General features: G+C 71.9%; 23 protein-coding genes, 1 tRNA gene and 1 pseudogene. 9 read left to right on the forward strand and 16 right to left on the reverse strand.

From position 1 onward, the window contains the following. Nucleotides 1-2: 2 nt before the first annotated feature. The 8 genes and pseudogenes from LTT61_RS14120 to LTT61_RS14155 form a co-directional block, all read right to left on the reverse strand. Nucleotides 3-950: a Ppx/GppA phosphatase family protein gene (locus tag LTT61_RS14120; RefSeq protein WP_233020415.1), complete on the reverse strand. Its 948-nt coding sequence runs from the start codon at nt 948-950 to the stop codon at nt 3-5. Continuing rightward, nucleotides 947-1,474, reverse strand: a complete 528-nt coding sequence (locus tag LTT61_RS14125) for a DUF501 domain-containing protein (protein WP_233020416.1) — start codon at nt 1,472-1,474, stop codon at nt 947-949. Before LTT61_RS14125 ends, LTT61_RS14120 begins: the two co-directional genes overlap by 4 nt. Beyond that, nucleotides 1,471-2,064, reverse strand: coding sequence for an FtsB family cell division protein (locus tag LTT61_RS14130; RefSeq protein WP_233020417.1), 594 nt, complete (start codon nt 2,062-2,064; stop codon nt 1,471-1,473). Before LTT61_RS14130 ends, LTT61_RS14125 begins: the two co-directional genes overlap by 4 nt. A gap of 24 nt (nt 2,065-2,088) precedes the next feature. After that, nucleotides 2,089-3,375 carry a phosphopyruvate hydratase gene (gene eno / locus LTT61_RS14135; RefSeq protein WP_233020418.1) on the reverse strand — a complete coding sequence of 429 codons (1,287 nt, stop codon included), beginning with the start codon at nt 3,373-3,375 and terminating at the stop codon, nt 2,089-2,091. Between the two features lie 108 nt (nt 3,376-3,483). Beyond that, on the reverse strand, nt 3,484-4,218 hold the full coding sequence (locus tag LTT61_RS14140; RefSeq protein WP_233020419.1) for a lytic transglycosylase domain-containing protein: 735 nt from the start codon (nt 4,216-4,218) through the stop codon (nt 3,484-3,486). A 41-nt stretch (nt 4,219-4,259) separates the two neighbouring features. Beyond that, nucleotides 4,260-4,912: pseudogene (locus LTT61_RS14145) on the reverse strand (Fic/DOC family protein). A 17-nt stretch (nt 4,913-4,929) separates the two neighbouring features. After that, nucleotides 4,930-5,118 (reverse strand): hypothetical protein, encoded by a 189-nt coding sequence (locus tag LTT61_RS14150; RefSeq protein ID WP_233020420.1) that lies wholly within the window; start codon nt 5,116-5,118, stop codon nt 4,930-4,932. A gap of 275 nt (nt 5,119-5,393) precedes the next feature. Further along, the gene (locus tag LTT61_RS14155) at nt 5,394-5,621 is read right to left on the reverse strand and encodes a hypothetical protein (RefSeq protein ID WP_233020421.1); all 228 of its coding nucleotides are present in this window, start codon (nt 5,619-5,621) and stop codon (nt 5,394-5,396) included. A 471-nt stretch (nt 5,622-6,092) separates the two neighbouring features. On the opposite strand from LTT61_RS14155, the gene LTT61_RS14160 reads away from it, so the two are divergent. Genes LTT61_RS14160 through LTT61_RS14180 form a run of 5 tightly spaced genes read left to right on the forward strand, consistent with a single transcriptional unit; the run spans nt 6,093 to nt 12,030 of the window. Beyond that, nucleotides 6,093-7,232, forward strand: coding sequence for a TauD/TfdA family dioxygenase (locus LTT61_RS14160; RefSeq protein ID WP_233020422.1), 1,140 nt, complete (start codon nt 6,093-6,095; stop codon nt 7,230-7,232). Beyond that, nucleotides 7,219-8,214, forward strand: coding sequence for an ornithine cyclodeaminase family protein (locus tag LTT61_RS14165; protein ID WP_420094788.1), 996 nt, complete (start codon nt 7,219-7,221; stop codon nt 8,212-8,214). The genes LTT61_RS14160 and LTT61_RS14165 overlap by 14 nt, the downstream gene beginning before the upstream one ends. Next, nucleotides 8,205-9,545, forward strand: a complete 1,341-nt coding sequence (locus LTT61_RS14170) for an alanine racemase (RefSeq protein WP_233020424.1) — start codon at nt 8,205-8,207, stop codon at nt 9,543-9,545. The genes LTT61_RS14165 and LTT61_RS14170 overlap by 10 nt, the downstream gene beginning before the upstream one ends. Nucleotides 9,546-9,580: 35 nt before the next feature. After that, entirely contained in the window at nt 9,581-10,615 is a 1,035-nt protein-coding gene (locus LTT61_RS14175) for a PLP-dependent cysteine synthase family protein (RefSeq protein ID WP_233020425.1), read from the forward strand. Between the two features lie 8 nt (nt 10,616-10,623). Next, complete coding sequence (locus LTT61_RS14180) at nt 10,624-12,030, forward strand: MATE family efflux transporter (protein WP_233020426.1); 1,407 nt, start codon at nt 10,624-10,626, stop codon at nt 12,028-12,030. A gap of 34 nt (nt 12,031-12,064) precedes the next feature. On the opposite strand, the gene LTT61_RS14185 is transcribed toward LTT61_RS14180, so the two are convergent. From LTT61_RS14185 to LTT61_RS14195, 3 genes are all read right to left on the reverse strand, one after another. Then, entirely contained in the window at nt 12,065-12,640 is a 576-nt protein-coding gene (locus LTT61_RS14185) for a TerD family protein (RefSeq protein WP_233020427.1), read from the reverse strand. A 1-nt stretch (nt 12,641) separates the two neighbouring features. Then, nucleotides 12,642-13,136, reverse strand: a complete 495-nt coding sequence (locus LTT61_RS14190) for a pyridoxamine 5'-phosphate oxidase family protein (RefSeq protein WP_233020428.1) — start codon at nt 13,134-13,136, stop codon at nt 12,642-12,644. 120 nt (nt 13,137-13,256) lie between these two features. Next, nucleotides 13,257-13,718: a flavodoxin domain-containing protein gene (locus LTT61_RS14195; RefSeq protein WP_233020429.1), complete on the reverse strand. Its 462-nt coding sequence runs from the start codon at nt 13,716-13,718 to the stop codon at nt 13,257-13,259. A 276-nt stretch (nt 13,719-13,994) separates the two neighbouring features. Between LTT61_RS14195 and LTT61_RS14200 the strand changes: the two genes are divergently transcribed. Beyond that, entirely contained in the window at nt 13,995-15,476 is a 1,482-nt protein-coding gene (locus tag LTT61_RS14200; protein WP_233020430.1) for a stealth family protein, read from the forward strand. Here LTT61_RS14200 and LTT61_RS14205 read toward each other — a convergent pair. The 5 genes from LTT61_RS14205 to LTT61_RS14225 all read right to left on the reverse strand — a co-directional run bounded on the left by LTT61_RS14205 (nt 15,424) and on the right by LTT61_RS14225 (nt 22,330). Next, nucleotides 15,424-16,374 (reverse strand): phosphodiesterase, encoded by a 951-nt coding sequence (locus LTT61_RS14205; protein WP_233020431.1) that lies wholly within the window; start codon nt 16,372-16,374, stop codon nt 15,424-15,426. The genes LTT61_RS14200 and LTT61_RS14205 overlap by 53 nt on opposite strands. A 185-nt stretch (nt 16,375-16,559) precedes the next feature. Further along, complete coding sequence (locus LTT61_RS14210) at nt 16,560-17,186, reverse strand: MazG family protein (protein WP_233021010.1); 627 nt, start codon at nt 17,184-17,186, stop codon at nt 16,560-16,562. A gap of 29 nt (nt 17,187-17,215) precedes the next feature. Beyond that, nucleotides 17,216-20,833: a transcription-repair coupling factor gene (gene mfd / locus LTT61_RS14215; RefSeq protein ID WP_233020432.1), complete on the reverse strand. Its 3,618-nt coding sequence runs from the start codon at nt 20,831-20,833 to the stop codon at nt 17,216-17,218. A gap of 54 nt (nt 20,834-20,887) precedes the next feature. After that, complete coding sequence (locus LTT61_RS14220) at nt 20,888-21,535, reverse strand: TetR/AcrR family transcriptional regulator (RefSeq protein ID WP_233020433.1); 648 nt, start codon at nt 21,533-21,535, stop codon at nt 20,888-20,890. A 168-nt stretch (nt 21,536-21,703) separates the two neighbouring features. Then, a complete protein-coding gene (locus LTT61_RS14225; protein WP_233020434.1) occupies nt 21,704-22,330 on the reverse strand; it encodes a TetR/AcrR family transcriptional regulator in 627 nt (208 codons plus the stop codon). 253 nt (nt 22,331-22,583) lie between these two features. Here LTT61_RS14225 and LTT61_RS14230 point away from each other — a divergent pair. The 3 genes from LTT61_RS14230 to LTT61_RS14240 all read left to right on the forward strand — a co-directional run bounded on the left by LTT61_RS14230 (nt 22,584) and on the right by LTT61_RS14240 (nt 25,190). Beyond that, a tRNA-Gln gene (locus LTT61_RS14230) sits at nt 22,584-22,654 on the forward strand. A gap of 68 nt (nt 22,655-22,722) precedes the next feature. Next, nucleotides 22,723-24,213, forward strand: coding sequence for a bifunctional UDP-N-acetylglucosamine diphosphorylase/glucosamine-1-phosphate N-acetyltransferase GlmU (gene glmU / locus LTT61_RS14235; RefSeq protein ID WP_233020435.1), 1,491 nt, complete (start codon nt 22,723-22,725; stop codon nt 24,211-24,213). Next, on the forward strand, nt 24,210-25,190 hold the full coding sequence (locus LTT61_RS14240; RefSeq protein ID WP_233020436.1) for a ribose-phosphate diphosphokinase: 981 nt from the start codon (nt 24,210-24,212) through the stop codon (nt 25,188-25,190). Before glmU ends, LTT61_RS14240 begins: the two co-directional genes overlap by 4 nt. Nucleotides 25,191-25,345 lie beyond the last annotated feature (155 nt).

Here is a 25,345-nt window from a genome sequence, read left to right on the forward strand (position 1 = left end):
GGTCAGGCGATGGAGAGCGCGATCCCGTCGAGGATGTCGTGCTCACTGACCACGAGCTCGGAGATCCCCGCCCGGCGGGCCAGCTCGTCGGCGAGCACCCGGACGATGAGCGCACCGCCACCGATCACATCAACCCGCCCCGGGTGCACCGGGCCGAGCGCGGCACGCTGATCGTGATCGAGCGACGTGAGCCGATCCGACACCGCGTGCACCTGCTCCAGCGAGAGCCTGCTCAGGTGCACCTTCGACGCGTCGTACTCGGGAAGTTCCAGCGCGACCGCGGCGATGGTGGTCATGGTCCCGGCGACTCCGACCCAGGTCCGCGCCTCTTCCACCGGCACCGCGGCGAAGGCGGCGGCGAGCCGCTCGGCGGCGAACTCACGGGCAGCGGCGAGCTGGTCGGGAGTGGGCGGGTTCCCCGGCATGCTCCGCTCGGTGATCCGCACGCAGCCGATATCGGCGGAGAAGGCGGCGCGCACCCCGTCGGCGTCGCCGAAGACGAGCTCGGTGGAGCCGCCGCCCAGGTCGACCACCACGTACGGCGCCTCGTCGGCGGCGAGCTCGCCGATGGCGCCGGAGAACGACAGCCTGGCCTCCTCGTCACCGGTGATGACCTCGGCCTCGGCGCCGGACACGACGGTGCCGAGCAGCTCGCGGGCCATACCGAAGAAATCCTCGCGATTCGAGGCGTCGCGGGTGGCCGAGGTGGCGACCATGCGCACCCTGTCGACCTTCGCCTCCCGCATGGTGGCGGCGTAGTCGGCCAGCGCGACCCTCGTGCGTTCGATCGCCTCGGGTGCGAAGGCCCCGGTGGCGTCGACGCCCTGGCCGAGCCGGACGATCCGCATCTCGCGGTGCACGTCGGCGAGGGTGCCGTCCGGCTGCACGTCGGCGATCAGCAGGCGGATGGAGTTGGTGCCGCAGTCGACGGCCGCTACCCGGTTGCTCATGCCTCGTTCTCCTCTCGCAGTGCCCGGTACTCGGGCCAGTCGGCGGGGACCGCGGTGCCGCGCAGCCCGTGCTCGGCGGCGAGCGCCACCGACTCGTCGCCCAGCGGGTTCACGCCGGGCCCCTTGGCCAGCGCGTGCGCGATCAGCACGTGCAGGCACTTGACCCGGTCCGGCATGCCGCCGCCGGTGAAATCGGTGCCGAGCGGCTCGATCTCGTCGCGCTCGGCGAGGTAGCTCTCGTGCGCGGCGCGGTAGGCGGCGGCCAGCGCGGGGTCGGTGGTGAGCCGCTCGGTCATCTCGCGCATGACACCCGCCGACTCCTGCCTGCTCGCCTCGGCGGTGAGCCGGGGGTCGGTCAGGTAGTAGAGCGTCGGGAAGGGGGTGCCGTCCGGGAGCTTGGGGGCGGTGCGCACGACCGCGGGCAGCCCGTCCGGGGTGCGGTAGGCGATGCCGAGCACCCCGCGGGGCTCCCGGCCCAGCTGCCGGGCGACGATCTCCAGGTCGTGCTGGGTGGGGGCGGTCACCGGGGTCCTTCCGGGGTGGGGGGCGGCTGGTCGAGGGTGCGCCACAGGTCGGTGTACCAGGGGTCGGGTTCGCGCGAGCGGGTCGGCGCGGCGGCGACCGGCGGCGCCTCGATGCCGGGCACCTGCACGATGTAGGGGGTCTCGCCGGGCAGGACGAGCCGCAGCCGATCCCTGGCCTCGGCGCGGATGTAGGCCGGATCCTGTTGCTGCACACGACGATCGCGCAGCTCCGCGACGTCGGCCTCGAGCAGCTGCCGATCCTCGGCGAGCTGCGCGGCCTCGGCGCGCTGGGAGAAGTAGGTGCGCATCGGCACCGCGAGGGTGAGCCCGAGCCCGAAGACCACCATGGCCAGGATCACCGCCCGGCCGGTGGAGAGGCCGAGGAAGGTGCGCTCCGGCCGGTCGGCGCGGCGGGAGCGGCGGCCGCCCTCACCGAGCTTCCGCTCGCGCTTCTTCTCCGATTCCGCGCGCCTGCGCGGCGCCCGGCTCGCGGCGGCGTGATCGGCGGCGGGACGGGAGCGGGCGGACCGCGACGTGCGCCGATCGCCCCGGCCACCGGGGCCGGCGCCGCGGGTCCGCCGCTCCGTCATCCCTTACCGCCGATCACCGCTCCGTCAGCCCTCGAAGGCGAAACGCGGGAACGCGACGTCGCCCGCGTACCTGGCGGAATCGCCCAGCGCGTCCTCGATCCGCAGCAGCTGGTTGTACTTGGCGACCCGCTCGCTGCGCGCCGGGGCACCGGTCTTGATCTGGCCGCTGCCCACCGCGACCGCGAGATCGGCGATGGTGGTGTCCTCGGTCTCGCCGGAGCGGTGGCTCATCATGGTCTTGTAGCCGTTGCGGTGCGCCAGCTCGACCGCGTCCAGGGTCTCGGTCAGGGTGCCGATCTGGTTCACCTTGACCAGCAGCGCGTTGGCGGCGCCCTTGACGATGCCCTCCTCCAGCCGCTCCGGGTTGGTGACGAAGAGGTCGTCGCCGACGATCTGCACCTTGTCGCCGATCAGGTCGGTGAGCGCGACCCAGCCGTCCCAGTCGTCCTCGGAGAGCGGGTCCTCGATGGAGACCAGCGGGTAGGCGGTGAGCAGCTCGGCGTAGAACTGCGCCATCTCGTCCGCGCTGCGCGCGGTGCCCTCGAAGGTGTAGCCGGTGCTCGTGTTGTAGAACTCGGTGGCGGCGACGTCGAGCGCGAGCGCCACGTCACGGCCGAGGGTGAGCCCGGTCTTGCCGATGGCGGTGGCGATCAGGTCGAGCGCCTCGCGGGTGCCCGCGACATCCGGGGCGAAGCCGCCCTCGTCGCCGAGCCCGGTTGCCAGCCCCTTGCTCTTCAGCACCGACTTGAGCGCGTGGTACACCTCGGTGCCCCAGCGCAGCGCCTCCTTGAAGGTGGGCGCGCCGAGCGGGGCGACCATGAACTCCTGCACGTCGACGCCGGTGTCGGCGTGCGCGCCGCCGTTCAGGATGTTCATCATCGGCACCGGGAGCACGTGCGCGTTCGGGCCGCCCAGGTAGCGGAAGAGCTCGAGCCCGGAGGACTCCGCGGCCGCCCGCGCCACCGCCAGCGAGACGCCGAGCAGGGCGTTCGCGCCCAGCCGGGACTTGTCCGGGGTGCCGTCCAGATCCAGCAGCACCTGGTCGACGGTGCGCTGCTCGACCGCGTCCAGCCCGATCACGGCCGGGGCGATCTCGTCGAGCACGCCCTCGACGGCCTTCTGGACGCCCTTGCCGAGGTAGCGCTCGCCGCCGTCGCGCAGCTCCACCGCCTCGTGCTCGCCGGTGGAGGCGCCGGACGGCACGGCCGCCCTGGTCAGGGTGCCGTCGTCGAGGGCGATCTCGACCTCGACGGTGGGGTTACCGCGAGAATCCAGGATCTCGCGAGCTCCGACCTGTTCGATGATGGCCACGAAAACGAACTCCTTCGGCAGCTGACAGGCATGATCACACGAGACGGACCCGTGCGCTGCGAGCCTATCCTTCCGACGGCCCGGCCGATAACCGGCACTCCGACGCGATTACACCCGGCGGCCGATGCTGTACGCGGCGGCGCGGTCGCGCACGGTGAGCAGGTAGCTGTTGGACTGGTTGTAGGTCATCAGCGCGCGTTGCCAGCCCAGCTCGGAGGTGAGGTCGCCGCCGCTGGCGCAGAGGTAGCGGGCCGCGGTGAGCGCGGCGTCGTCGATGTTCTGCGGGTCGACGACGTTGTCGCCGTTGGCGTCGGCGCCCCAGCGCTTCCAGGTCTCCGGGATGAACTGCAGCGGGCCGACCGCGCGGTCGAACTCGCGGTCGCCGTCGAGGGCGCCGCGGTCGGTGTCGGCGATCCGGGCGATGCCGGGCCCGCCGTCCAGCGGGATGCCGATGATCGGCGGGCGGATCACGCCGTCCTCCCCCACCTGCGAGCCGCGGTACGTGCCGTGCTTGCTCTCCACGCTCGCTATTCCCGCCAGCGTGGTCCAGGCGACGCCGCAGTCCGGGCGGGAGTTCGTCATCACCGCCGCCGCGTACCCGTACGCCTCCAGCGCCTGCACCGGGATCGCCATCCGCTCCGCCTGCTCCTCCGCCCAGCCCCTGAGCTGCAGTGCCGCCCGCCCCGGGGCGTGCACATCGATCACCGGCAGCGGAGTTCCCGGCCCTGGTGGAATCCCCTCCGGCAGCGGTTCCCGCTCCGGCCCGAACCCGCACCCGGCGAGCACCAGGGTCGCCAGGATCAGCGTCGCCGCGCCCGCTCTTTTCCACACCACCCGGTCCATTGTGCCGGGAGTACGCGAATACCCAGCTAAGTGCCGATGTTCTACTCGTAGAGGTAAGCGGGCCGCGCGTCGAGGATGGTGGCGAACATGCGCTCGAGCAGGGTGAGGTCGCCCTCCGCGCGGGCCGCGTGGCATGCGGTGTGCAGCTCGGTCTTGTCGATCAGATCCCAGGCGAGGCCGCGGCCGGCCTCAGAAACCAACTGGTCGAAGAACTCTCGCTGCGCGCGGCCGTTGCCCTCGCGGAACGGGTGCGCGAAGTTCACGTAGTCGTACATGTAGGCGATGACGCCGGGGGCGTCGCGATCGCGGACGGCGCGCAGCCGGTCGAGTTCCCTGATCCGATCGGCGATATGCGCTATCGCCCGACCCGCGCCGAGGGGGGCGCAGAAGGACTCGCCGCCCTTCTCGAGACCGACGGTCCGCAGGTCTCCGGCCCATTCGTAGACGTCCTGGAACAGGAACCCGTGCACCGTTCGGAGGTGGGTGAGGTCGTAGGTCGCTCGACGAGCTCCGGCGCTTCGCGCAACTCGGCGACGCGGATTTCGACGAGATCGTTCTCCGCATCGGCGAGTTCATCCCTGGTCGTGGCTCCGACTCGATTCCGCAGCACCTCGGTGCCGGGCAGGAAGTATCCCGTCCAGTTCGCTTCGACATCGCCGGTGTCCCACGGCGGACGTGCCTCACCGCCGGACACGGGGCCGTGTTCGCCTATCAGTCCAGGTTGTAGCGGGCGCGCACCCGGGCGCCCAGCTGGGCGATGTCGATCTCCCCGCGGACGTACGCGTCCTGATCGGCCCGCGTCGCGTCCGTACTCCGGGCACCTTCCAGCTTGCTGGTCGTCCGGGCAGCGCGAATAACGCGTGCGCGGCGCGTGCGCTCGTCGGCTGGTCGCTCGGCCATCGGATCACCTCCACATCACTCCCCCTCGATTTTACCGGCTCGCCCCCGCCGGGATGAATATCGATCCGGACGGCAGATTACGCCGTTCGCGCTGCTCAGCCCAGCAGGGTGCGGGTGAGGGGGTTTGCGGGGTGGCGTGGAGGGCGGAGGTCGGGCCGGAGAGCAGAACGGCGACCCGCTGGACGAGCGCGGCGATCTCGGCACGCAGCGTCTCGGGATGCGCGCGCGGTCGGCCGCGACCTCGCCGAGCAGGGTGCGGACCCGGAGCAGCGGGCTCAGCGCCGAACCGGGGGCCTGGGCGACATGGGCGACAGCCGTCCGGCGGCCGCAGGGGCCGGCGAGCGCGTACCCGGCTGGATATCGAAGTCGCTCGGGCCGAACAGCTTCCGGCCGTCACCGGCCAGTACGGCGACGCCGCGCACCTGACCATCCTGGTGCCCGCCGTCCTCGGCGTCCTGCTGGTGCCGCGTATTCGCCGCCGCCGCGGCGGGCGTTGCCGCCACCGGGACAACGGTTCCGGCGTCGTGGCGAATCCGTGGCGGTCTTCGCCCCTGGAATTGCCATCGCCGTGATCGCGGTAAGCGAGGCTCAACGCCGCCCCCGAGTCCAGGACCTGCCGCCGATTCCACCGCGTCATGCCGTCTTCCCTCGGGTCGCCGGTCGGCCCGCGCCGTCGCGTAACCCGATGCGTCACAGGCATCCTGGGCGCGACGCACCGGCAAGGCCAGGCTAGCCTAATGGCGATGTGATCTCGGCACACCCGGGCGACCGGGCGCGTGTGCGACTCGCCGCGGCCGGGAGTCGCCCGGAAGTTGCGGAACGGGTATCGTCGGCGGCCGTTCTGGTCATGTCGTACCGCTATGTGTGTTCTTGCAAATTAGGCAAGCCTTGCTTAACCCAATGCCGACCAACTACCTTCGGACTCGAATCGTCTCCGCTGCCTCCGGCTCGATCCGAAGAAGGGACCCCACTCGGTGAAAAGCGTTCTCTCCGAACGTCGGACGTTTCACCCACAGCCCATAGAACGACGCGAGATCGAACCTGCCGCCGGCGCCGCGATCCGTGCCGCCGCCGATGCGATCTGTGTCACACTCGGCCTGGACGGCGACCGGGTCGCCGCCGAGACGCTGACCGATCCGCGGGTGGTCGCGGCGGTCCGGCGCTACGCCCCGGGGCTACCCGGCTCGATCGCGGCCGCGGTGCGCCCGCCGAGCACCTCCGCGGGCGCGACCATCGTCACCGGGCTGCCGGTGCGCGAGACGGAAATCGGCCGCACACCGGCGAATTGGCGCGAAGCCGCCGGGCGGGGCGGCGCCGCCGCGCCCACCGCGGCCTCGCTGCGCCTGGATATCGCCATGCTGCTGCTCGCCGCCGCGGCGGGCGAGCCGTTCGGCTGGCGGGGCCAGCAGGGCGGGCGGCTGGTGAACAACATCGTCCCGGCCGCCGGGCACGAGCACGAGCAATCCGGCGCGAGCAGCAGCACGCTGCTCGCCCCGCACACCGAGGACGCCTTCCACCCCGAGCGCGCGCACCTGCTCATGCTCGGCTGCCTGCGCAACCACGACATGGTCGGCACCACCGTCTCCTCGGTGCGGCAGGTCGAGCTCACCGCCGCCGAGCGCCGCGTGCTGGCGGAGCCGGTGCTGCCGATCCTGCCCGACGTCTCCTACGGCGCCGCGCACGACCGCGCCACCGCTCCCGCGCTGCCGACGCTCTGGTACGAGGGCGATATCGAATCCGCCGCCGCCGCAACCGGACTCACCACCCGCTACGACCCGGCCTACACCCCGCTGGACGACGCCGGTGCCGAGTTCCGCCGCGCCTACGCCCGGCTGAGCGCGGAGCTGGAGCGGGTCTGCCGGGTGGCCGCGCTCGTCCCCGGCGAGCTGCTGCTGGTGGACAACGACGTGGCGGTGCACGGCCGGGTGCCGTTCACCGCGCGCTACGACGGCACCGACCGGTGGCTCAAACGCGTCAACATTCGTCTTCCCGAGCGGCGCAGGCGCGCCGCCGAGAACCGTGAGAATGGATACGGGCAGCAGATCGTTGCCCCGTTTCGCGCGGTGACAGAACGGGACACCTCCGATGATCGAGGAAGCGATGAGCAACCGTGACCGGAGCACGCCCCTGCGTGTGCTGAGCCGTAGCGATCTGGCCGACGTGCCGATCACCCCCGCCGACGTGGTGCGCGCCGTGGAGGAGGCGTACCTCGCGCTGGCCGCGGGCGAATCGGACAACCCGCGCAAGCTCAGCGTCGCCAACCCGGACGGCTGGTCGGTCGCCTACGCCATGCTCGGCCGGGACGGCAGGCGCCGGGTGGTCGCCATGAAGACCTCGTACAAGTTCGATCCCGGCCACGACCGCAGCACCAAGCGGTACTACACCACGATCACGCTCTACGACGACACCACCGGCGCGCCGATCGCCATGATGGACTGCGCCAGGGTCGGCGCGCTGCGCACCCCGGCGGTCTCGGCGCTGCTGGTCCGCGAGACGATCCGCCGCGGCGCGGAGAGCGTGCTGCTGATCGGCACCGGCACCCAGGGCCGCAACGCGCTGCCACACCTGCTCGCGGCGAATCCGCAGCTGCGCAAGCTCATGGTCTACGGCACGCACCCGGAGGGGCTGGCCGCGGTCAGGGAGAACCTGGCGGTGCACCAGCCGCACGCGCTGCTCGAGATGGTCGAGGATCCGGTGGCGGCCGCGAGCGGGGCGGACGTGGTGCTCGCGACCGCGGGGCCGGGCACCGAGGTCGCGCTGGAGGCCGACGATCTGGCGCCGGGGTCGACCGCGGTGCTGGTCGGGTACGGGCTCGCGCCGTCGGCGCTGGAGCGGGCGGACCGGGTGATCGCCACCAGCGCCGAGCAGATGGCGCTCACCGGCACCGACATGGCGGGCCCGGACGGCGTGCTGCGCGCCGTGGACGCGGAGCTGCCGCGCATCCTGAGCAGGCGCGCGGTCGCCAGGCGCAACGACGAGGAGAAGATCTTCGTCTACAACAGCGGGCTGGTGCTCACCGATGTCGCGGTGGCGCACGCGCTGGCCGAGCGCGCGATCGCGGACGGCCGCGGCGTCGAGGTGCCGCTGTGGGACTGACCGGGATCGCCGCCGCGCCGCTGCCCGCCCACCGCGACCGGTGGGAGCAGCGGCTGCTGGCCGATCCCGCGCTCCTCGGCGAGCTCGCGAATATCGTCGGCGGCCCCTTCCACGTGCTCTTCCCCGACCGGGTGGTGCGCGCGGTGCGCGAGTTCAGGGCGGCCTTCGAGGCCGCGGGCGTCACCGGCGCGATCTACTACGGCAAGAAGGCGAACAAGGCGGCCTGCGTGGCGCGGGCCTGCGCGCGGGCAGGCGCCGGGATCGACGTGGCAAGCACCGGCGAGCTGGTCGGCGCGCTGGCGCAGGGCGTGCGCGGCGGCGAGCTCGTCGTCACCGGCCCGGCCAAGCCGGACGAGCTGCTCTGGCTGGCCGCCAGGCACGGCGCGCTGATCGCGGTCGACGCGCTGGACGAACTGGACCGGCTGCCGACGGCCACCGACGGCGCGCCGCCGCCGCGCATCCTGCTGCGCGCCCTGCCCACGGGCTCGACCAGCCGGTTCGGGCTCACCGATGCCGAGCTGGAGGAGGCGCACGCCCGGCTGGACCGGCTCGCGGGCCGGGTCCGCTTGGAGGGGCTGAGCTTCCACCTCTCCGGTTACGACGCCGCGCAGCGCGCGGAGTTCGCGCACGAGTTGCTGGATCGGCTGGCGAGCGCGGCGGCGAGCGGGCACCCGGCCCGCACGCTCTCCATCGGCGGCGGCTTCGGGGTGGATTACGTCCCCGCCGAGGCGTGGGCCGAGTTCACCGCGGCGGCCGGGCCGCACTGGTTCCACGGCGATACCGAGCCCGGCTCCTACTACCCCTACCACTTCCCGGTGCCGGGCGCGGCCATGCTCACCGCGATCCTGCGGCACCGCGGGCTGGCCGAGCGGCTCGTCGCCACCGACACCGTGCTCGCCGTCGAGCCGGGCCGGGCCCTGCTCGACCGCGCCGGCTGTACGGTGTTCCGGGTACAGGGCCGCAAGACGCGGCTGGCCGGTGGCGAGCCCTACGACCTGCTCACCGTCGACGGCACCAGCCTGAGCCTCTCCGAGCAGTGGTTCGACAGCGAATACCTGCCGGACCCGGTGCTGTGGCCGCCGCGACCCGGCGTCCGCACCCCGACCAGCGTCGGCGCGGCCACCTGCCTCGACTCCGACATGCTCAGCCGCCGCCGGGTGCCGCTGCCCCGCCGGGCCGAGCCCGGCGACCTGCTGATCTACCCGAACACCGCCGGATACCAGATGGATTCGAACGAGTCCGGCTTCCACGACCTTCCCGTGCCGCCGAAGATCGTGCTCACCGAGCACGGGGCGGCGCTGCGCTGGCGCCTCGACGCGGCGCCCGCCTGAGATCGCCCGCCTGAGATCGAAGAGGAGACAACCCCATGCCGCTCGTCACGCGCGTGACGGACCTGATCGGCCGTACCCCGCTGTTCGAGCTCGCCCGCACCGCGACCGGCACCAGGCTGCTACTCAAGCTGGAGACCTTCAACCCGACCGGAACGGCCAAGATCCGGATGGCGCGGGAGATGGTGCTCGACGCCGAGCGGCGTGGTTTGCTGGGAGTTGGCGGGCATATCATCGAGTCCACGTCCGGCAATACCGGGCTCGGCCTCGCGGTAGTCGCCGCCGAACGTGGGTACCGCTTCACCGCGGTCGTCGACCACCACGCCTGTAAGGACAAACTGCGCGCGATGCGAGCCATGGGAGCGGAACTGGTGTATGTCGCCGACGCCGGCGACGACAGCCTCGCCACCTCGGCGCGAGAGGACCTCGCCGAGGCGATGGCGGCCGCCGAGGGCGGCGCCTACTTCACCGAGCAGCACAACAACGACGCCAACGCGGTCGGCTACTACCCCGTCGCCGACGAGCTGCTCGCCGACGTCGAGCGGGTCGACATCCTGCTCTCCGCCGTCGGCACCGGCGGCTCGCTCTTCGGCACCGCGACCCGGCTGCGGCAGCTCGGCCACGTGCCGTACGTGGTCGGCGTGGAGCCGGAGGGTTCGATCGCCTTCGGCGGCGAGGGCGGGCCGTACTGGCAGTCCGGCACCGGCACCCCGCCCGGCGCCAGCATCGGCACCGCGGTCGACTACGCGCTGCTGGACGAGGGCGTGAAGGTCACCGACACCGACGCCTTCGCCACCGCGCGCGCCGTCGCCGCGAAGCTGGGGCTGCTGATCGGCGGCTCGGCGGGCGGCTCGGTGCACGCCGCGCTGGTCCGGCTGGAGCAGTTCCCGCCCGGCTCGACGGTGGTGACGCTGGTCTGCGACGGCGGCGAGAAGTACCTGGACACCGTCTTCGACGACGCCTGGATGGCCGAGCGCGACCTGCTCGACCCCGGCGCCGAGCACGCGGTCGGCGCCCTGCTCGACCGCTGGTCACCCGCGCTCGCGGGCGCGAACCTGGTGGCGGCGCGATGATCGACCGGATGCGCAGATCGGACGCGGGGCAGCTGGCCGCGCTCGCCACCCCGATCGCCACCACCCAGCTGGCCCAGATCGCGGTCTCCACCACGAACATCGCGCTCATGGGCTCGCTCGGGGTCGGCGCGGTGGCGGCGGGCGGGCTCGCGCTGGTGCTCTTCAACCAGATCCGCACCATGTGCGTCGGGCTGATCACCGCGAGCGGCAACCGGATCGCGGGCGCGGTCAGCGCCGCGGGCAAGCGCGGCGACTCCGCCGACGCCGAGGTGCGCGACATCGTGCGCGGCAGCTTCCTGATCGCCACCGTCGCCGGGCTGCTCGGCGGCGCGGTGCTGGTCGGGCTCGGCTACTCGCTGCAGTGGCTCGGGCAGGACGCCGATGTGCTCGCGGCGGCGCGGCCGTTCATGGTCGCGCTGGCGCCCGGGCTGCTGCCCTGCCTGTGGTTCCAGGTGCTGCGGCAGTACACCGTCGGCATGCGGCGGCCGCAGGCGCTGCTGCTGGTGACGCTCGGCTCGGTGGCGCTGAACCTCGGGCTCGCGCTTCCGCTCGCGCACGGCTGGCTCGGGCTGCCCGCGCTCGGGCTGACCGGGATCGGCGTCGCCACCTCGCTGGTCTTCCTCGCCATGTTCCTCGCCTTCGGCGTGCTGGTGCGGCGGGATCCGAGGCTCGCCGGTGCGCTGCCGCGCAGGCCGTGGCCGGTGCGGGCGCGCACGGTGCGGGCCGAGCTGAAGCTCGGCTTGCCGATCGCGCTCACCTACGGCTCCGAGGCGGGGATGTTCTCGGTGCTCGCGCTGGCCATGGGCACCATCGGGCCCGCCGCGCTGGCCGCGCACAATGTCGTCTACCAGATCATCTACATCGTGTTCCAGGTCGCCATCGGCATCTCGCACGGCGCCTCGATCCTGGTCAGCCACGCGGCGGCCAGGGACGAGTTCGACCGGGCGCGCACCCAGGCGCGGCTGGCGCTGCAGGGCGCCGCGCTGGTCGCGGTGGTGACCGGGCTCGGCTACGTCTTCGCCCCCGACCTGGTGCTCGCCCCGTTCATCGACACCGGCGACGAGTCGGCCGTCGCGCTGGCGCACACGCTGCTGCTCATCGGCATCGTGCTGCAGTTCTTCGACGCCGCGCAGAACATCGGCACCGGGCTGCTGCGCGGGCTCAAGGAGACCTCGGCCGGGTTCCGGCTCTCGCTGGTCGGCTACTGGTGCGTCGGGCTCCCCGCCGCCCTCCTGCTCGCCTTCCCGCTCGGCCTCGGCGCGGCGGGCATCTGGTGGGGCCTCACCGCGGGGCTCGCGGCCACCGCCGGGCTCATGCTGCACCGCTACCTGGCCCTGCTCGACCAGCGCGAACGCGAAACGGTCTCCCTGCACGCGCACACCCCGCCCCTGGGCCTGGCAGCGGGCAACAACTGAGCGGGTTCGTGCCGGGGCACGAACCCGCTCGCCGCTAAACCTGCACGCCGTAGTCGCGGGCGATGCCCGCGAGACCCGAGGCGTACCCCTGGCCGATGGCGCGGAACTTCCACTCCGCGTTGTTCCGGTACAGCTCGCCGAAGACCATGGCGGTCTCGGTGGAGGCATCCTCGGAGAGGTCGTAGCGCGCCAGCTCGGCACCGGTCACGGCGTCCGTGACGCGGATGTAGGCGTTGCGGATCTGGCCGAAGGACTGCGCGCGGGCGTCGGCGTCGTGGATCGAGACCGGGAAGAAGATATTGGTGATGCTCGGCGGCGTCGCCGCGAGGTCCACGTTGATCGTCTCGTCGTCGCCGTCGCCCTCGCCGGTGAGGTTGTCACCGGTGTGCTCGATGGTGCCCTCGGGCGAGCGCAGGTTGTTGTAGAAGATGAAGTGCAGGTCCGAGAGCACCTTCAGGTTCGGCCCGGTCGCGAGCGCGCTCGCGTCCAGGTCGTAGTCGGCGCCGGTGGTGGTCCGGACGTCCCAGCCGAGGCCGACCGAGACCTTCGTCAGGTTCGGTGCCTGCTTGGACAGCGAGACGTTGCCGCCTTTGGCCAGCGTGACGCTCATGTCATCCTTCCGTGTTCGGGTTCTGCTCCGCCCATTCGCGCAGCGTGGCCACCCGGCCGCGCAGCGCGTCGAGTTCGGCCTCGTCGAGCACCGTGCGCTGGATGCCCTGCGCGACCGTGAACGCCGACTGCCGATGGTCGTCGATGGTGTCGACATCGATCTGTACCGGAACATAGTCGCTCGCGCCCGGCATCCCGTCGGCGAGCACCGTCGCCGTGCCGCGCGCGCAGAGCGCGACATCGCCGCCGCCGAGGATGAGCAGCGCGACCTGCGGCTGCTCGCGCAGCCGCGCCAGCGAACCCCGGTCGAATTTCAGGCTGATCAGAATGCGCCGGTCGCCCGCGCGCACCGGCCAGGAGACCGGGATGGCGTGCGGGGACGGGTCGGTCGTCACCAGTACCGCGATGGTCTCGGTCGGCCAGACGGGCAGGGCTTCGAGTTCCGGATGCTCGTCGGCGGTGTGGTCGTGCTCGGTCAGGCTCGCTCCTGCTGCCATTTTCGTCACCTCGTGGGAATCGCTGCGGCGCGGTGGGCTGTTCCCGCGCTTCCCCTGCAGTTTAAGTCCACGGCCGAGCTCGCCGCTGGCGCCCGGTGCGATCCCGCCGGGCAGATGCGTTCAGGCCGTGGCGAGTTCGAAACTCGGCAGCGCGCGCAGGTCCCGGGCCCACGCCGCGGCCAGCTCCCGCACCCGCACCCCGGTGGAGGCGTCGTGCCGCGCGTGCTCGCCGAGCTGGACAGCCCCGCGCGCGCTCAGCTTCTCGGCGATGATTTCGCCGCCGCGGTTGAAGGTGGGGCCGTAGACGCTGTCGCCGAGCCCGAAGACGGCGAAGCGCAGCCCGTCCAGCGCCGGCTGCGCGCTGTCCAGCGCAGCCGCGAAAGGCTCGGCGTTGGTTGGCAGTTCGCCGTCACCGTAGGTGGAGCAGACCATGACGTGCAGCGCGCCGGGATCCAGATCGTCGACATCGAACTCGCCCATGTCGAAGAGCGAGACGTCGTGCGCGGCCAGCTCGCCCGCGATCACCTCGGCCGCCGACTCGGCCGTCCCCATCTCCGACCCGAACAGGATCACGATCCGCACGAGCTGCACTCCTTCTCACCTGGAAATATGGTGAGGCTATCCTAACAGTGCTGGCGGCTCGATTGACGGATCACCGAAACGCCTGCATCATCGTGAACAGTTCCCTGCTCAGCGGGGGCTTCTTGGTTACCGGCCGACGACCGTCCGGCAACGGTCGCCTGATTCGACGCGCCACTCACGGGTACACGCCCGCAAGGCTCGGCTGCGCGAATATCAGCGGCCACGTTACGAAAGCCGACGCCTAGGGCGTCCCGTCCCGAGTGAGGTGAGTGCGCCATGGTCTTCTCGTCCGACCTGCCCCGCGAGGTGTCCCCCGACACCACGCCGATTCCGATCACCGCGCACCGCACCGCGGGCAACCTCGCCGTCTCCGACGCGACGCTGGCCGATCTGATCCACCTGCGCACCGAACTGGCCGCGGCCGAGGTGCCTTTCGTGCTGGTCCGGGATCGCGGCCACCGGCTGATCCTGGCCGCCGACGCGGCGCACGGCGCGATGGTCGCGCGGGTGGTGAGCTCGGCGAGCGCCGCGGGCTTCCGGGTCGAGCCGCTGGACACCGCGGTGTTCCGGCTGGGCCGGGACGCCGACCCGGCGCACCACGTCGAGTTGGAGCTGTGGGGCTACCACGGCGACACCGTCACCTGCCCGCGCCCCAACGCGCTCACCCGCACCGTCTTCGACCTCGCCGACGTGGAGTTCGGCCAGGTGCTGCTCTTCGATCGGGTCTGGCCGACGCTCGCCGGGATGTTCGCGCCGCAGAGCACCGACGTGGAGTTCGACATCGACCTGGTCTTCTCCTGGGTGGACGGCTCCGACCCGGAGTTCCGCGCCCGCCGCGCCGGGCTGCTCGCGCAGGTCGTGGTCGGCGAGGGCGACGACGCGGACGCCCGCATCCGGCAGATCGACGAGCTGCGCTACGCGCTGCGCGCGGTGGCGAAGAACGCGCCCTGGATCCGCCGGATCTTCCTCTGCACCGACTCCACCCCGCCGTCCTGGCTGGCCGAGCACCCGAAGGTCACCGTCGTCCCCGCGCTCGCGCACTTCGCCGACACCGCGGGGCTGCCGACCTTCAACTCGCACGCCGTGGAGAGCCAGCTACAGCACATCGACGGGCTGGCCGAGCACTTCCTGTACTCCAACGACGACATGTTCTTCGCCCGCCCGGTGCGGCCGTCCATGTTCTTCACCCCGGCCGGGGTGAGCCGGTTCATCGAGGCCGACACCAGGATCGGCCCCGGCCGCAACACCGAGCGGCGCAGCGGGTTCGAGAACGCGGCCCGGGTGAACCGGGAAGTGCTCGCGGAGCGGTTCGGCACCCTCATCACCCGGCACCTGGAGCACACCCCGGTGCCGCTGCGGCGCAGCGTGCTGCACGAGATGGAGCGCGAGTTCGCCGCCGACTTCGCGCGCACCGCGGCGAGCCGGTTCCGCGCCGCCACCGACATCTCGGTGACGAACTCGCTCTACCACTACTACGCGCTGCTCACCGGGCGCGCGGTGCCGCAGGAGGCGGCCAGGATGCGCTACGTCGACACCACCGCGGAGTCCGGGCTCGCGCTGCTCGACGAGCTCGGCGCCACCAGGGACGTCGACTTCTTCTGCCTCAACGACGGCAGCTTCCCCGAGGTCACCGAGGCCGAGCGGGTGCGCCGGGTCTCCGCGTTCCTGGACGGCTGGTTCCCGGAGCCCGCACCGTGGGAGCGGGTCAGCGCACCGCCTCGCCACCCGATTCCGGAGTCCGCGCCGGGCGCCGCATGACGTGCGGGATGCGGGCCGCGGGCGGGATCACGATCCCGGCCGCGGCCAGCCGCGCCGCCGCCTGAGCCGGGGTGGCCGGCTCGCCCACCGTCGGGCCCGCGTCGATCGGGACCACCGAGTGCACCACGGTGTCCGGGTAGATGTGTACGTAGTTGAAGGCCTGCGCGCCGTCCCGGCCGCGCAGCCCGCCCTGCTCGACCGCGAGGTCCTGGGTGTAGCAGGTGGCCGAGGCGACCGACACCGGAATGCCGGCGAAGGTGGCGCTGGTGGAGAAGTGCAGGTGGCCCGCGAGGATCGCGCGCACATCGGTGCCTGCCAGCACCGCGGCCAGGCGGCGCTGGTCCCGTAGCTCGACGGTGACGGCGAGGTCGAGCACGCAGGGCACCGGCGGGTGGTGCATGGTCAGGATGGTGCCGAAGGGGGCAGGCTCGGCGAGGATGTCGCGCAGCCAGCTCAGCTGCTCGTCGGTGAGCTCGCCGTGGTGCTCGCCGGGGACCGTGGTGTCGAGGGCGATGACGCGGAGGCCGTCGATCGTGTGCACCTCGTCCAGCGGCTCCGGGGAGCCGGGGCGGTCGAGCAGGCCGCGGCGGAGCGCGCCCCGGTCGTCGTGGTTGCCCGCCACCCAGATCACCGGGGCGCCGATCCGCGCCGCGAACGGCTCGACCAGGGCGCGCAGCCGGGCGTAGGCGTCCGGCTCGCCGCGGTCGGTGAGGTCGCCGGTGAAGACGATGGCGGTGGGGACGATGCCCGTGGTCTCGGCGTGCGCGAGCAGCGCGCGCAGCGGCCGCTCGGCGTCGACGTCGCCGTAGAGGTCGCCCTCGGCGACCAGATGGGTATCGCTGAAGTGGAACAACACGTGATCCGGTCGCGGATACTCCGCGACCCTGTCGATGCGCATCGACCCGACGTCCCTCCCGGCGGACTCCGCCCGCCCTCGCCTCGAGGTTGTCGCCAGGATAGCGAAGTAGCCTTACCGCGACCCGATACAGAGGCCCAGGTCACGCTGAGAGCGAACAGGTGAGCGGCCGACTGCGCACGCCGATGCTCGAACATCGCCGCGGCGAGCAGCGCGCGGCCGGGTGTTCACACCGGCCAGAAGGCGCGCCACTCGTCGGGGGTCAGCGACAGCCGGGCGCCCCTGGCGCGTTCGGCGGCGTCCTCGGTGGCGCGGATGACGTCCGCGAAGCGGAGCGTGGCCTTGCGCAGCCGCTCCTCGGCGCTCTCGTCGCCACCGAGCCGGACCACCCGCAGCTCCTCGGGGATCAGCTCGTCCGGGAACCCGGCCCGCCCGGCCCGCGAGATCACCTTCTCGGCGAGCGCGAGCGCGGGCTGCGCGAGCGCGATCCCGTCCAGGCAGGAGCGCCGCGCCTTCTCCGCCGACTTCCGCTCCTCCCACGCCAGCTCCTGCGCGGCGATCCGCTCGGCGACCCCGGCGAACGCCTCGGGCGCGGCCAGGTGCGGGCTGCGGTGCTCCAGCTTGGCGATCAGCACCGCGGCCACGTCGGCGACGGTGAACTCCCCCGCCGCCTCGGCGATCCTGGCGTGGAAGAGCACCTGCAGCAGCAGGTCGCCGAGCTCCTCCCGGATCGTCTCGGTATCGCCCTGCCCGATGGCGTCGAGCAGCTCGTAGGTCTCCTCCAGCAGGTACGGCCGCAGCGAATCGTGCGTCTGGGTGCTCTCCCACCCGCCGAACCGCCACAGCCGGTCCATGAGCTCGACCGCGCCGCTGAGATCGGCGGTCACCGCGCGGTGGCCTCGGCGCGCACCCGCAGGTCGACCGCGCCCGCCGCCTTGCCGTCCAGCGCGAGCAGCAGGTCGGCGATCAGCTGGAGCAGCTGCACGTCGCGCATGCGCTGGGCGCCGACGCTGTCCTCGACCCGGGGGATGGGCAGCTGCACGATGCCGGAGGCGGCGCGGTAGCTCGCGCTCGGGTGCAGCCGCTTGAGCCGCAGCTGCTTGGAGTCGGGCAGGGTCAGCGGCGCGATCTTGATCGTGGTGCCGGTGACCGCGATCTCGGTCACCCCGTACTCGCGCGCGAGCAGCCGCAGCCGCGCCACCGAGATCAGCCGGCCGACCTCCTCCGGCAGCGGCCCGTACCGGTCGACCAGCTCCTCCATCACCCCGGCCAGCGTCGCATCGTCCTGCGCGGCGGCGAGTTTGCGGTACGCCTCGAGGCGCAGCCGGTCGCTGGCGACGTAGTCCGGCGGGATGTGCGCGTCCACCGGCAGGTCGACCCGGACCTCCCTGACCTCATCGGTGGTGATCGGCCTGCCGTCGGCCGCGGCCCGGTACGCCTCCACCGCCTCGCCGACCAGCCGCACGTACAGGTCGAAGCCGACCCCGGCGACGTGCCCGGACTGCTCGGCGCCGAGCACATTGCCCGCGCCGCGGATCTCCAGGTCCTTCATCGCCACCGCCATGCCCGCGCCCAGGTCGGAGTTCTGCGCGATGGTGGCGAGCCGGTCGTAGGCGGTCTCGGTGAGCGGCTTCTCCGGCGGGTACAGGAAGTAGGCGTAGCCGCGGTCCCTGCTGCGCCCGACCCGGCCGCGCAGCTGGTGCAGCTGGGAGAGGCCGAGGGTGTCGGCGCGCTCCACGAGCAGGGTGTTGGCGTTCGAGATGTCGAGGCCGGTCTCGATGATCGTGGTGCAGACCAGCACGTCGAACTCGCGCTCCCAGAACCCCTGCACGGTGCGCTCCAGGGTGTCCTCGTTCATCTGGCCGTGCGCGATCGCGATCCGCGCCTCCGGGACGAGGTCGCGCAGGTGCTTGGCGGCCTTGTCGATCGAGGAGACCCGGTTGTGCACGTAGAACACCTGGCCGTCGCGGAGCAGCTCGCGCCGGATCGCGGCGGTGACCTGCTTGTCGTTGTAGCTGCCGACGTAGGTGAGCACCGGGTGGCGCTCCTCCGGCGGGGTCAGGATGGTGGACATCTCGCGGATGCCGGCCAGGCTCATCTCCAGCGTGCGCGGGATCGGCGTCGCCGACATGGTGAGCACGTCGACGTGCGTGCGCAGCGCCTTGATGTGCTCCTTGTGCTCGACGCCGAAGCGCTGCTCCTCGTCGACCACCACCAGGCCGAGGTCCTTCCAGCGGACGCCGGTCTGCAGCAGCCGGTGCGTGCCGACCACGATGTCGACCTCGCCGTCGGCCATGCCGCGCAGCACCTCCCTCGCGTCGGCCGGGTCGGTGAAGCGGGAGAGCCCCTTGACGTTCACCGGGAACCCCGCGACCCGCTCGGCGAAGGTCTGCAGGTGCTGCTGGGCGAGCAGCGTGGTCGGGACCAGCACCGCCACCTGCTTGCCGTCCTGCACCGCCTTGAAGGCGGCGCGCACCGCGATCTCGGTCTTGCCGTAGCCGACGTCGCCGCAGACCACCCGGTCCATCGGGACCGCCTTCTCCATGTCCGCCTTGACGTCGGCGATGGCGGTCATCTGGTCGACGGTCTCGGTGAAGGCGAAGGCGTCCTCCATCTCCTGCTGCCACGGGGTGTCCGGGCCGAAGGCGTGGCCGGGCGCGGCCTGGCGCGCCGCGTAGAGCTGCACCAGCTCGCCCGCGATCTCGCGAACGGCCTTGCGCGCCTTGCGCTTGGTGTTCGCCCAGTCCGAGCCGCCGAGCTTGGAGAGGCTCGGCAGCTCGCCGCCGACGTAGCGGGAGAGCTGGTCCAGCGACTCCATCGGCACGAAGAGCCGGTCGCCGGGCTGGCCGCGCTTGCCCGGCGCGTACTCGATCACCAGGTACTCGCGCCTGGCGCCGCCGACGGTGCGCTCGATCATCTCCACGAACCGGCCGATGCCGTGCTGGTCGTGCACGACCATGTCGCCCGCGACGAGCGCCAGCGGGTCGACCTGGTTGCGCCGCTTGGCGGGCAGCCGCCTGCCCTCGCCCGCGGCGGCAACCCGATTGCCGGTCAGGTCGGACTCGGCGACCACGACCAGCCCGGCGCCGCCGAAGACGACGCCGCCGTGCAGCGAGCCGCAGAGCACGCCGACCACGTCGGGCGCGGGCTCGGCGCCCGGATCCAGTGCGGCGGCGGGCACCTCGGCGTCGGCGAGCCGCTCCAGCACGCGCTGGGCGGTGCCGTGCCCGGCGACGACAACGACAGCCCTGCCGCCGGTGGCGAGGTGCGCGCGCAGCGAGGCGAAGAGCAGGGCGACCAGTTCGTCCGAGCCGCGCGCGGTGGCGCCCGCCGTGATCGGCAGCTCCACCTCGGCCGGGTCGCCGGAGGCCAGCGGGCTCAGCGTCCACCAGGGCAGGCCGTTGCGGTCCGCGCTCTCCCGGATGACCGGCAGCGGGCGGTAGGCCGACGCGGCGAGGTCGAGGCCGTGGCCGCCGAGCGGCGCGGTACCGCCGAACGAGGCCGCGGTCCAGGACGCCTCCAGGAACTCCGCGCCGGTGCGCACCAGGTCCGCGGCGCGGGTCCGCACCTTCTCCGGGTCGCAGAGCAGGATGTGGCTACCTTCCGGCAGCACCTCGGTGAGCAGCCGCAGCGCCCCCGGTTGCAGCACCGGAAGCAGCGCCTCCATGCCCTCCACCGGGATGCCGTCGGAGAGCTTGGCCAGCATCTCCGACAGCGCCGCGTCGGCGGCGTTGTCGATCGCCACCTCGGCCGCGCGGAGCCGCACCGCCTCGGTGAGCAGCAGCTCCCGGCAGGGCGGGGCGACCACGGTCTGCACCGTGATCTCCGGCAGCGAGCGCTGGTCGGCGACCGAGAAGGCGCGCAGCTCGCTCACCTCGTCGCCCCAGAACTCGACGCGCACCGGGTGGTCGGCGGTCGGCGGGAAGAGATCGAGGATGCCGCCGCGCACCGCGAACTCGCCGCGCTTGCCGACCATGTCCACCCGGGAATAGGCGAATTCGACCAGCCGGGTGAGCAATTCGTCGAAATCGAACTCGGCGCCGAGCCGCAGCACCACCGGCTCGATATCGCCGAGCCCGGCCGCCATCGGCTGCATGAGCGAGCGCACCGTGGTGACCACGACGCGCAGCGGCGGGCCGGAGACGGCGTCCTCCGGGTGCGCCAGCCTGCGCAGCACCGAGAGCCTGCGGCCCACCGTGTCGGCGCCGGGGGAGAGCCGCTCGTGCGGCAGCGTCTCCCAGGACGGGAACTGCGCGACGCTCGCGCCGAGCATCTCGGTGAGCTCGACCGTGAGGTCGTCGGCCTCGCGCCCGGTCGCCGTCACCACCACCAGCGGCCTGCTCTCCTCGTTCGCCAGCGCGGTGGCGACGAACGGGCGCGCCGGGCCGGGGGCGACCAGCGCGACCGAGGACTTCCCGACCAGATCGGCGACGGTGCGCAGCGCCTGATCGGCGCCGGCCGCCGCGGCCAGCCCCGCCAGGGGTGGGGGTTGGGCAGACATGGAAAAAGTCTATCGGTGCTGGGTGACAGCTCCCCGGCGCGGGGTGCCTACCCCCTACGGCACATATCTCCGCAGCCTGCGGGCGGCGAACTCGCGGAAGTAGGAGAGCTTCTCCGCGGGCACGATGGCGGGCAGCAGGAAGTACCAGGCGCGCTCCATGCGGACCGCCATCTGGTCGATCGACTCGGTGCCGACGGCGGTGATGTGCACGCCGGCCGTCATCTCCTGGAGGAGCAGCCCGATCACCTCGGCGTCGAGATCGGGCTCCAGGTCACCCTGGGCGATGGCGCGCTCGGAGAGGACGCGGTACGTCTCGCCCCAGGTCTTGGCGATGTTGTCGCCCTGGGCGCCGCGGTAGTCGCCGATCTGGTGGGTCAGCTTGAGCATGGCCCCGACCATCGGATCGTTCATCGATAGGTCGGCGACGACGTAGGTGATGCCGATGCACGCCTCCAGGGCGGGCACGCGGGAATCGAAGAACCCCTGGCAGGAACTGATCAGCCGCTCGTTGCCCTGATCGACGACGGCACGGGCCAGTTCTTCCTTGGAGCCGAAATGAAAGTACAGCGCGCCCTTGGTGACGTTCGACTGCGCGATGATCTCGCTCAGGCTCGCGTTCGCATATCCCAAGCGCAGAAAGACATCGGCAGCGCCTGCCAGAACGGAATCGCGGGTAATCTCCGCGCGCGCTTGCCTAGCCATCAGATCCGCCTGTCATCCAAAAACCAGCCATCCTGAAGTAGACCGACATCCCGAAGTAGACCGACTTACCACCCGAACAGCACTGAGAGGATGCGTGAACCGTACCACCCGGCGGCACCGCCCCCGGCAATTCGCGCATTCGCCCGGGCGCACCGCGCAATTCGCGAGCTAACACTCGACCGCGTCCCCGGCTCCGGCCCTGCGCTGCGAGGTCAGCCGGGGAGCCGCCTCCAGGTGGCTCAGACCGTTCCAGCACAGGTTCACCAGATGCGCGGCCACCACTTCCTTCGACGGTTCGCGCACGTCCAGCCACCAGGTCGCGGCGGTGGAGACCATCCCGACCAGCGCCTGAGCGTAGAGGGTGGCGAGGCTGGTGTCGAAACCGCGCCGCCCGAAGTCGTTGCCGAGGATGTGCGCGACCTGGTTCACCGCCTCGTTGAGCAGGCTGGAGTAGCGCCCGTCGGCGGTTGCCGCCGGCTGGTCGCGGACCAGGATGCGGAACCCGTCGGTGCGCTCCTCGATGTAGGTCAGCAGCGCCAGCGCCACCTGCTCCAGCCGCTCCTGCGAGCGGTTGCGGGTGAGCGAGGAGGTGATCATGTCGAGCAGCATCGACATCTCCCGGTCGACGACGACCGCGTAGAGCCCCTCCTTGCCGCCGAAGTGCTCGTACACCACGGGTTTCGAGACCTGGGCGCGGAGCGCGATCTCCTCGATCGAGGTGCCGTCGTACCCGCGCTCGGCGAAGATCGAACGGCCGATCTCGATCAGCTGCTGGCGCCGCTGGGTACCCGTCATGCGCGGCCGTTGCGGCCGCTGGGTCTCACCCGATGGCATCGCTTCGCCTCCTGCGATGTCGTGGTACCGCCGTCACGGCTCCGGGCCCTCCGAGGTTTCAACTGTTCCAGACAGCGTCCCGGGCGTGACAGCGGGGCACTTCCTCGCGGCCGCGCGGGTTCGACGGAAGCGAGGTCGGCATGCGAGGATTCATGCCGTGCCGTGGGCACAGCGGCGGGTCGTGCCGAAACGGCACAGCCGGCCGGTGTGACGATCCGCCGTAGTGTAATGGCAGCACCTCTGATTTTGGTTCAGATAGTTCAGGTTCGAGTCCTGGCGGCGGAGCACGCACATGTGACTATCGTGGGCCCCGCGTTTGGCCCAGCACGATGACAGGCAGCCGAGGGAGATCCATGCCACAGCAGACCGCCGTCGTCGTTCTCGCCGCTGGCGCCGGAACGCGAATGCGGTCGAAGACCCCCAAGGTGCTGCATTCGCTGGCCGGCCGGAGCATGCTCGCGCACGCGCTGCATGCGGCGAACGAGATCGACCCCGCATACCTCATCACCGTGGTCGGGCACGACCGCGAACAGGTCGGCGCCGCGGTCGCCGCGGTCGCCGCCGAGCAGGGGCGGGAGATCCTGCCCGCCCTGCAGGAGGAGCAGCTCGGCACCGGGCACGCGGTGCAGTGCGCACTGCGCGCGGTGCCGGAGGACTTCGACGGCGACCTGCTCGTCACCTCCGCCGACGTCCCGCTGCTCGACGGCCACACCCTGGCCGCGCTGCTCGACGAGCACCGCAGCTACGCCGAGCGCCCCGCCGTGACGGTGCTCACCTTCGTCCCGGACGACGCCAACGGCTACGGCCGGATCGTGCGCGACGCCGACGGCCAGGTGCTGGAGATCGTCGAGCACGCCGACGCCACCCCGGAGCAGGCCGCGATCACCGAGGTCAACTCCGGCGTCTACGCCTTCGACGCCAAGGTGCTGCGCAGCACCATCACCCACCTCTCCACCGCGAACGCCCAGCACGAGCTGTACCTCACCGACGTGCTCCGGCTCGCCCGCGAGGACGGCCACACCGTGCAGGGCGCCCGACTGGTGGACGAGGCCAAGGTCACCGGGGTCAACGACCGGGTGCAGCTGGCCGCCGCCACCCGCACGCTGAACCGCTACATCCTGGAGCGGCACATGCGCGCCGGGGTCACCGTGATCGACCCGGCCACCACCTGGGTCGACGCGGGCGTCCGGATCGGCAGGGACGCGGTGCTGCGGCCCGGGACGCAGCTCTTCGGCGCCACCGTGATCGGCGAGGACGCCGAGATCGGGCCGGACAGCACGCTCACCGACGTGCTGGTCGGCGACGGGGCGTCGGTGGTGCGCACGCACGGCTCCGGGGCCGCCATCGGGGCAGGCTCGACCGTCGGGCCGTTCGCCTACCTGCGACCGGGAACGGTGCTGGGCGAATCGGGCAAACTCGGCGCATTCGTGGAGACCAAGAACGCCACCATCGGCGATCACTCCAAGGTCCCGCACCTCACCTACGTCGGCGACGCCACCATCGGCGAGCACAGCAACATCGGCGCGTCGAGCGTCTTCGTCAACTACGACGGGGTGCGCAAGCACCACACCGTGGTCGGGTCGCACGTGCGCACCGGCAGCGACACGATGTTCGTCGCGCCGATCACCGTGGGTGACGGCGCCTATACGGCAGCGGGTACCGTACTGCGCAGAAGCGTCCCACCCGGCGCCCTCGCGGTGTCGGGCGGAGCGCAGCGCAATCTCGACAACTGGGTGCCGCGCAACCGGCCGGGAACCGCGGCGGCGCACGCGGCCACGGAGGCCATCGCGGCCAGCGACACAGCGAGTCAGGCAACAGAGCAAAAGGATGGCGAACAGCAGTGACCGCGTTCTCGACCGACAACCAGAAGAACCTCATGCTCTTCGCGGGGCGCAGCCATCCTGAGCTGGCCGAACAGGTCGCGAAGGAGCTGGACGTCCACGTCACCCCGCAGACCGCGCGGGAATTCGCGAACGGCGAGATCTTCGTCCGCTTCGAGGAGTCGGTGCGCGGCTCGGACGCCTTCGTCATGCAGAGCTTCCCGGCGCCGCTGAACCAGTGGCTCATGGAGCAGCTCATCATGATCGACGCGCTCAAGCGCGGCTCGGCCGAGCGGATCACCGCGGTGCTGCCCTTCTACCCGTACGCGCGGCAGGACAAGAAGCACCGCGGCCGCGAGCCCATCTCCGCCCGCCTCGTCGCCGACCTGCTGAAGACCGCCGGTGCGCACCGGATCATCACCGTCGACCTGCACACCGACCAGATCCAGGGCTTCTTCGACGGCCCGGTCGACCACATGCACGCGCTCTTCCAGCTCTCCGAGCACGTGCGGGCCAACTACAGCCTGGACAACGTCACCGTCGTCTCGCCGGACGCGGGCCGCGTGAAGGTCGCCGAGAAGTGGGCCGACGCGCTCGGCGGCGCGCCCGTCGCCTTCATCCACAAGACCCGCGACCCGCTGGTGCCGAACCAGGTCAAGTCGCACCGCCCGGTCGGCGACGTCGACGGCCGCACCTGCATCCTGATCGACGACATGATCGACACCGGCGGCACCATCGCCGAGGCCGTGCGCGTGCTGCGCGAAGCGGGCGCCGTCGACGTCGTGATCGCCGCCACGCACGGCGTCCTCTCCGCGCCCGCCGCCGAGCGGCTCGCCGCCTGCGGCGCCCGCGAGGTGGTGGTGACCAATACCCTGCCGATCACCGAGGACAAGAAGTTCCCGCAGCTCACGGTGCTCTCCATCGCGCCGCTGCTGGCCAGGACCATTCGCGAGGTGTTCGAGAACGGCTCGGTCACGGGACTGTTCAACGGCAACGCTTGAGTTCTTCGTTCGGTACGGGCCCGGGGTTTCTGTAACCCCGGGCCCGTCCCGTTTCCGCCCCAGGCCGCTCTCAGCTACCGCACGTACAGTGGCGGCCCGAGTGGGTACCCCGCCGGTAGCTCGACCGAACGGAGGCGTTGATGAGTACACCGCAG

Source organism: Nocardia asteroides (genome assembly GCF_021183625.1).
In the GTDB taxonomy this organism is placed as follows: Bacteria; Actinomycetota; Actinomycetes; order Mycobacteriales; family Mycobacteriaceae; genus Nocardia; species Nocardia asteroides_A.

Excerpts from the sequence above, each read along its gene's own strand:
- LTT61_RS14120 (WP_233020415.1), bottom strand. The coding sequence starts at position 950 with ATGAGCAACCGGGTAGCGGCCGTCGACTGCGGCACCAACTCCATCCGC.
- LTT61_RS14130 (WP_233020417.1), bottom strand. The coding sequence starts at position 2,064 with ATGACGGAGCGGCGGACCCGCGGCGCCGGCCCCGGTGGCCGGGGCGAT.
- LTT61_RS14140 (WP_233020419.1), bottom strand. The coding sequence starts at position 4,218 with ATGGACCGGGTGGTGTGGAAAAGAGCGGGCGCGGCGACGCTGATCCTG.
- LTT61_RS14150 (WP_233020420.1), bottom strand. The coding sequence starts at position 5,118 with ATGGCCGAGCGACCAGCCGACGAGCGCACGCGCCGCGCACGCGTTATT.
- LTT61_RS14165 (WP_420094788.1), top strand. The coding sequence starts at position 7,219 with ATGAGCAACCGTGACCGGAGCACGCCCCTGCGTGTGCTGAGCCGTAGC.
- LTT61_RS14175 (WP_233020425.1), top strand. The coding sequence starts at position 9,581 with ATGCCGCTCGTCACGCGCGTGACGGACCTGATCGGCCGTACCCCGCTG.
- LTT61_RS14180 (WP_233020426.1), top strand. The coding sequence starts at position 10,624 with ATGCGCAGATCGGACGCGGGGCAGCTGGCCGCGCTCGCCACCCCGATC.
- LTT61_RS14185 (WP_233020427.1), bottom strand. The coding sequence starts at position 12,640 with ATGAGCGTCACGCTGGCCAAAGGCGGCAACGTCTCGCTGTCCAAGCAG.
- LTT61_RS14190 (WP_233020428.1), bottom strand. The coding sequence starts at position 13,136 with ATGGCAGCAGGAGCGAGCCTGACCGAGCACGACCACACCGCCGACGAG.
- LTT61_RS14200 (WP_233020430.1), top strand. The coding sequence starts at position 13,995 with ATGGTCTTCTCGTCCGACCTGCCCCGCGAGGTGTCCCCCGACACCACG.
- LTT61_RS14205 (WP_233020431.1), bottom strand. The coding sequence starts at position 16,374 with ATGCGCATCGACAGGGTCGCGGAGTATCCGCGACCGGATCACGTGTTG.
- LTT61_RS14210 (WP_233021010.1), bottom strand. The coding sequence starts at position 17,186 with ATGGACCGGCTGTGGCGGTTCGGCGGGTGGGAGAGCACCCAGACGCAC.
- mfd (WP_233020432.1), bottom strand. The coding sequence starts at position 20,833 with ATGTCTGCCCAACCCCCACCCCTGGCGGGGCTGGCCGCGGCGGCCGGC.
- LTT61_RS14220 (WP_233020433.1), bottom strand. The coding sequence starts at position 21,535 with ATGGCTAGGCAAGCGCGCGCGGAGATTACCCGCGATTCCGTTCTGGCA.
- LTT61_RS14225 (WP_233020434.1), bottom strand. The coding sequence starts at position 22,330 with ATGACGGGTACCCAGCGGCGCCAGCAGCTGATCGAGATCGGCCGTTCG.
- glmU (WP_233020435.1), top strand. The coding sequence starts at position 22,723 with ATGCCACAGCAGACCGCCGTCGTCGTTCTCGCCGCTGGCGCCGGAACG.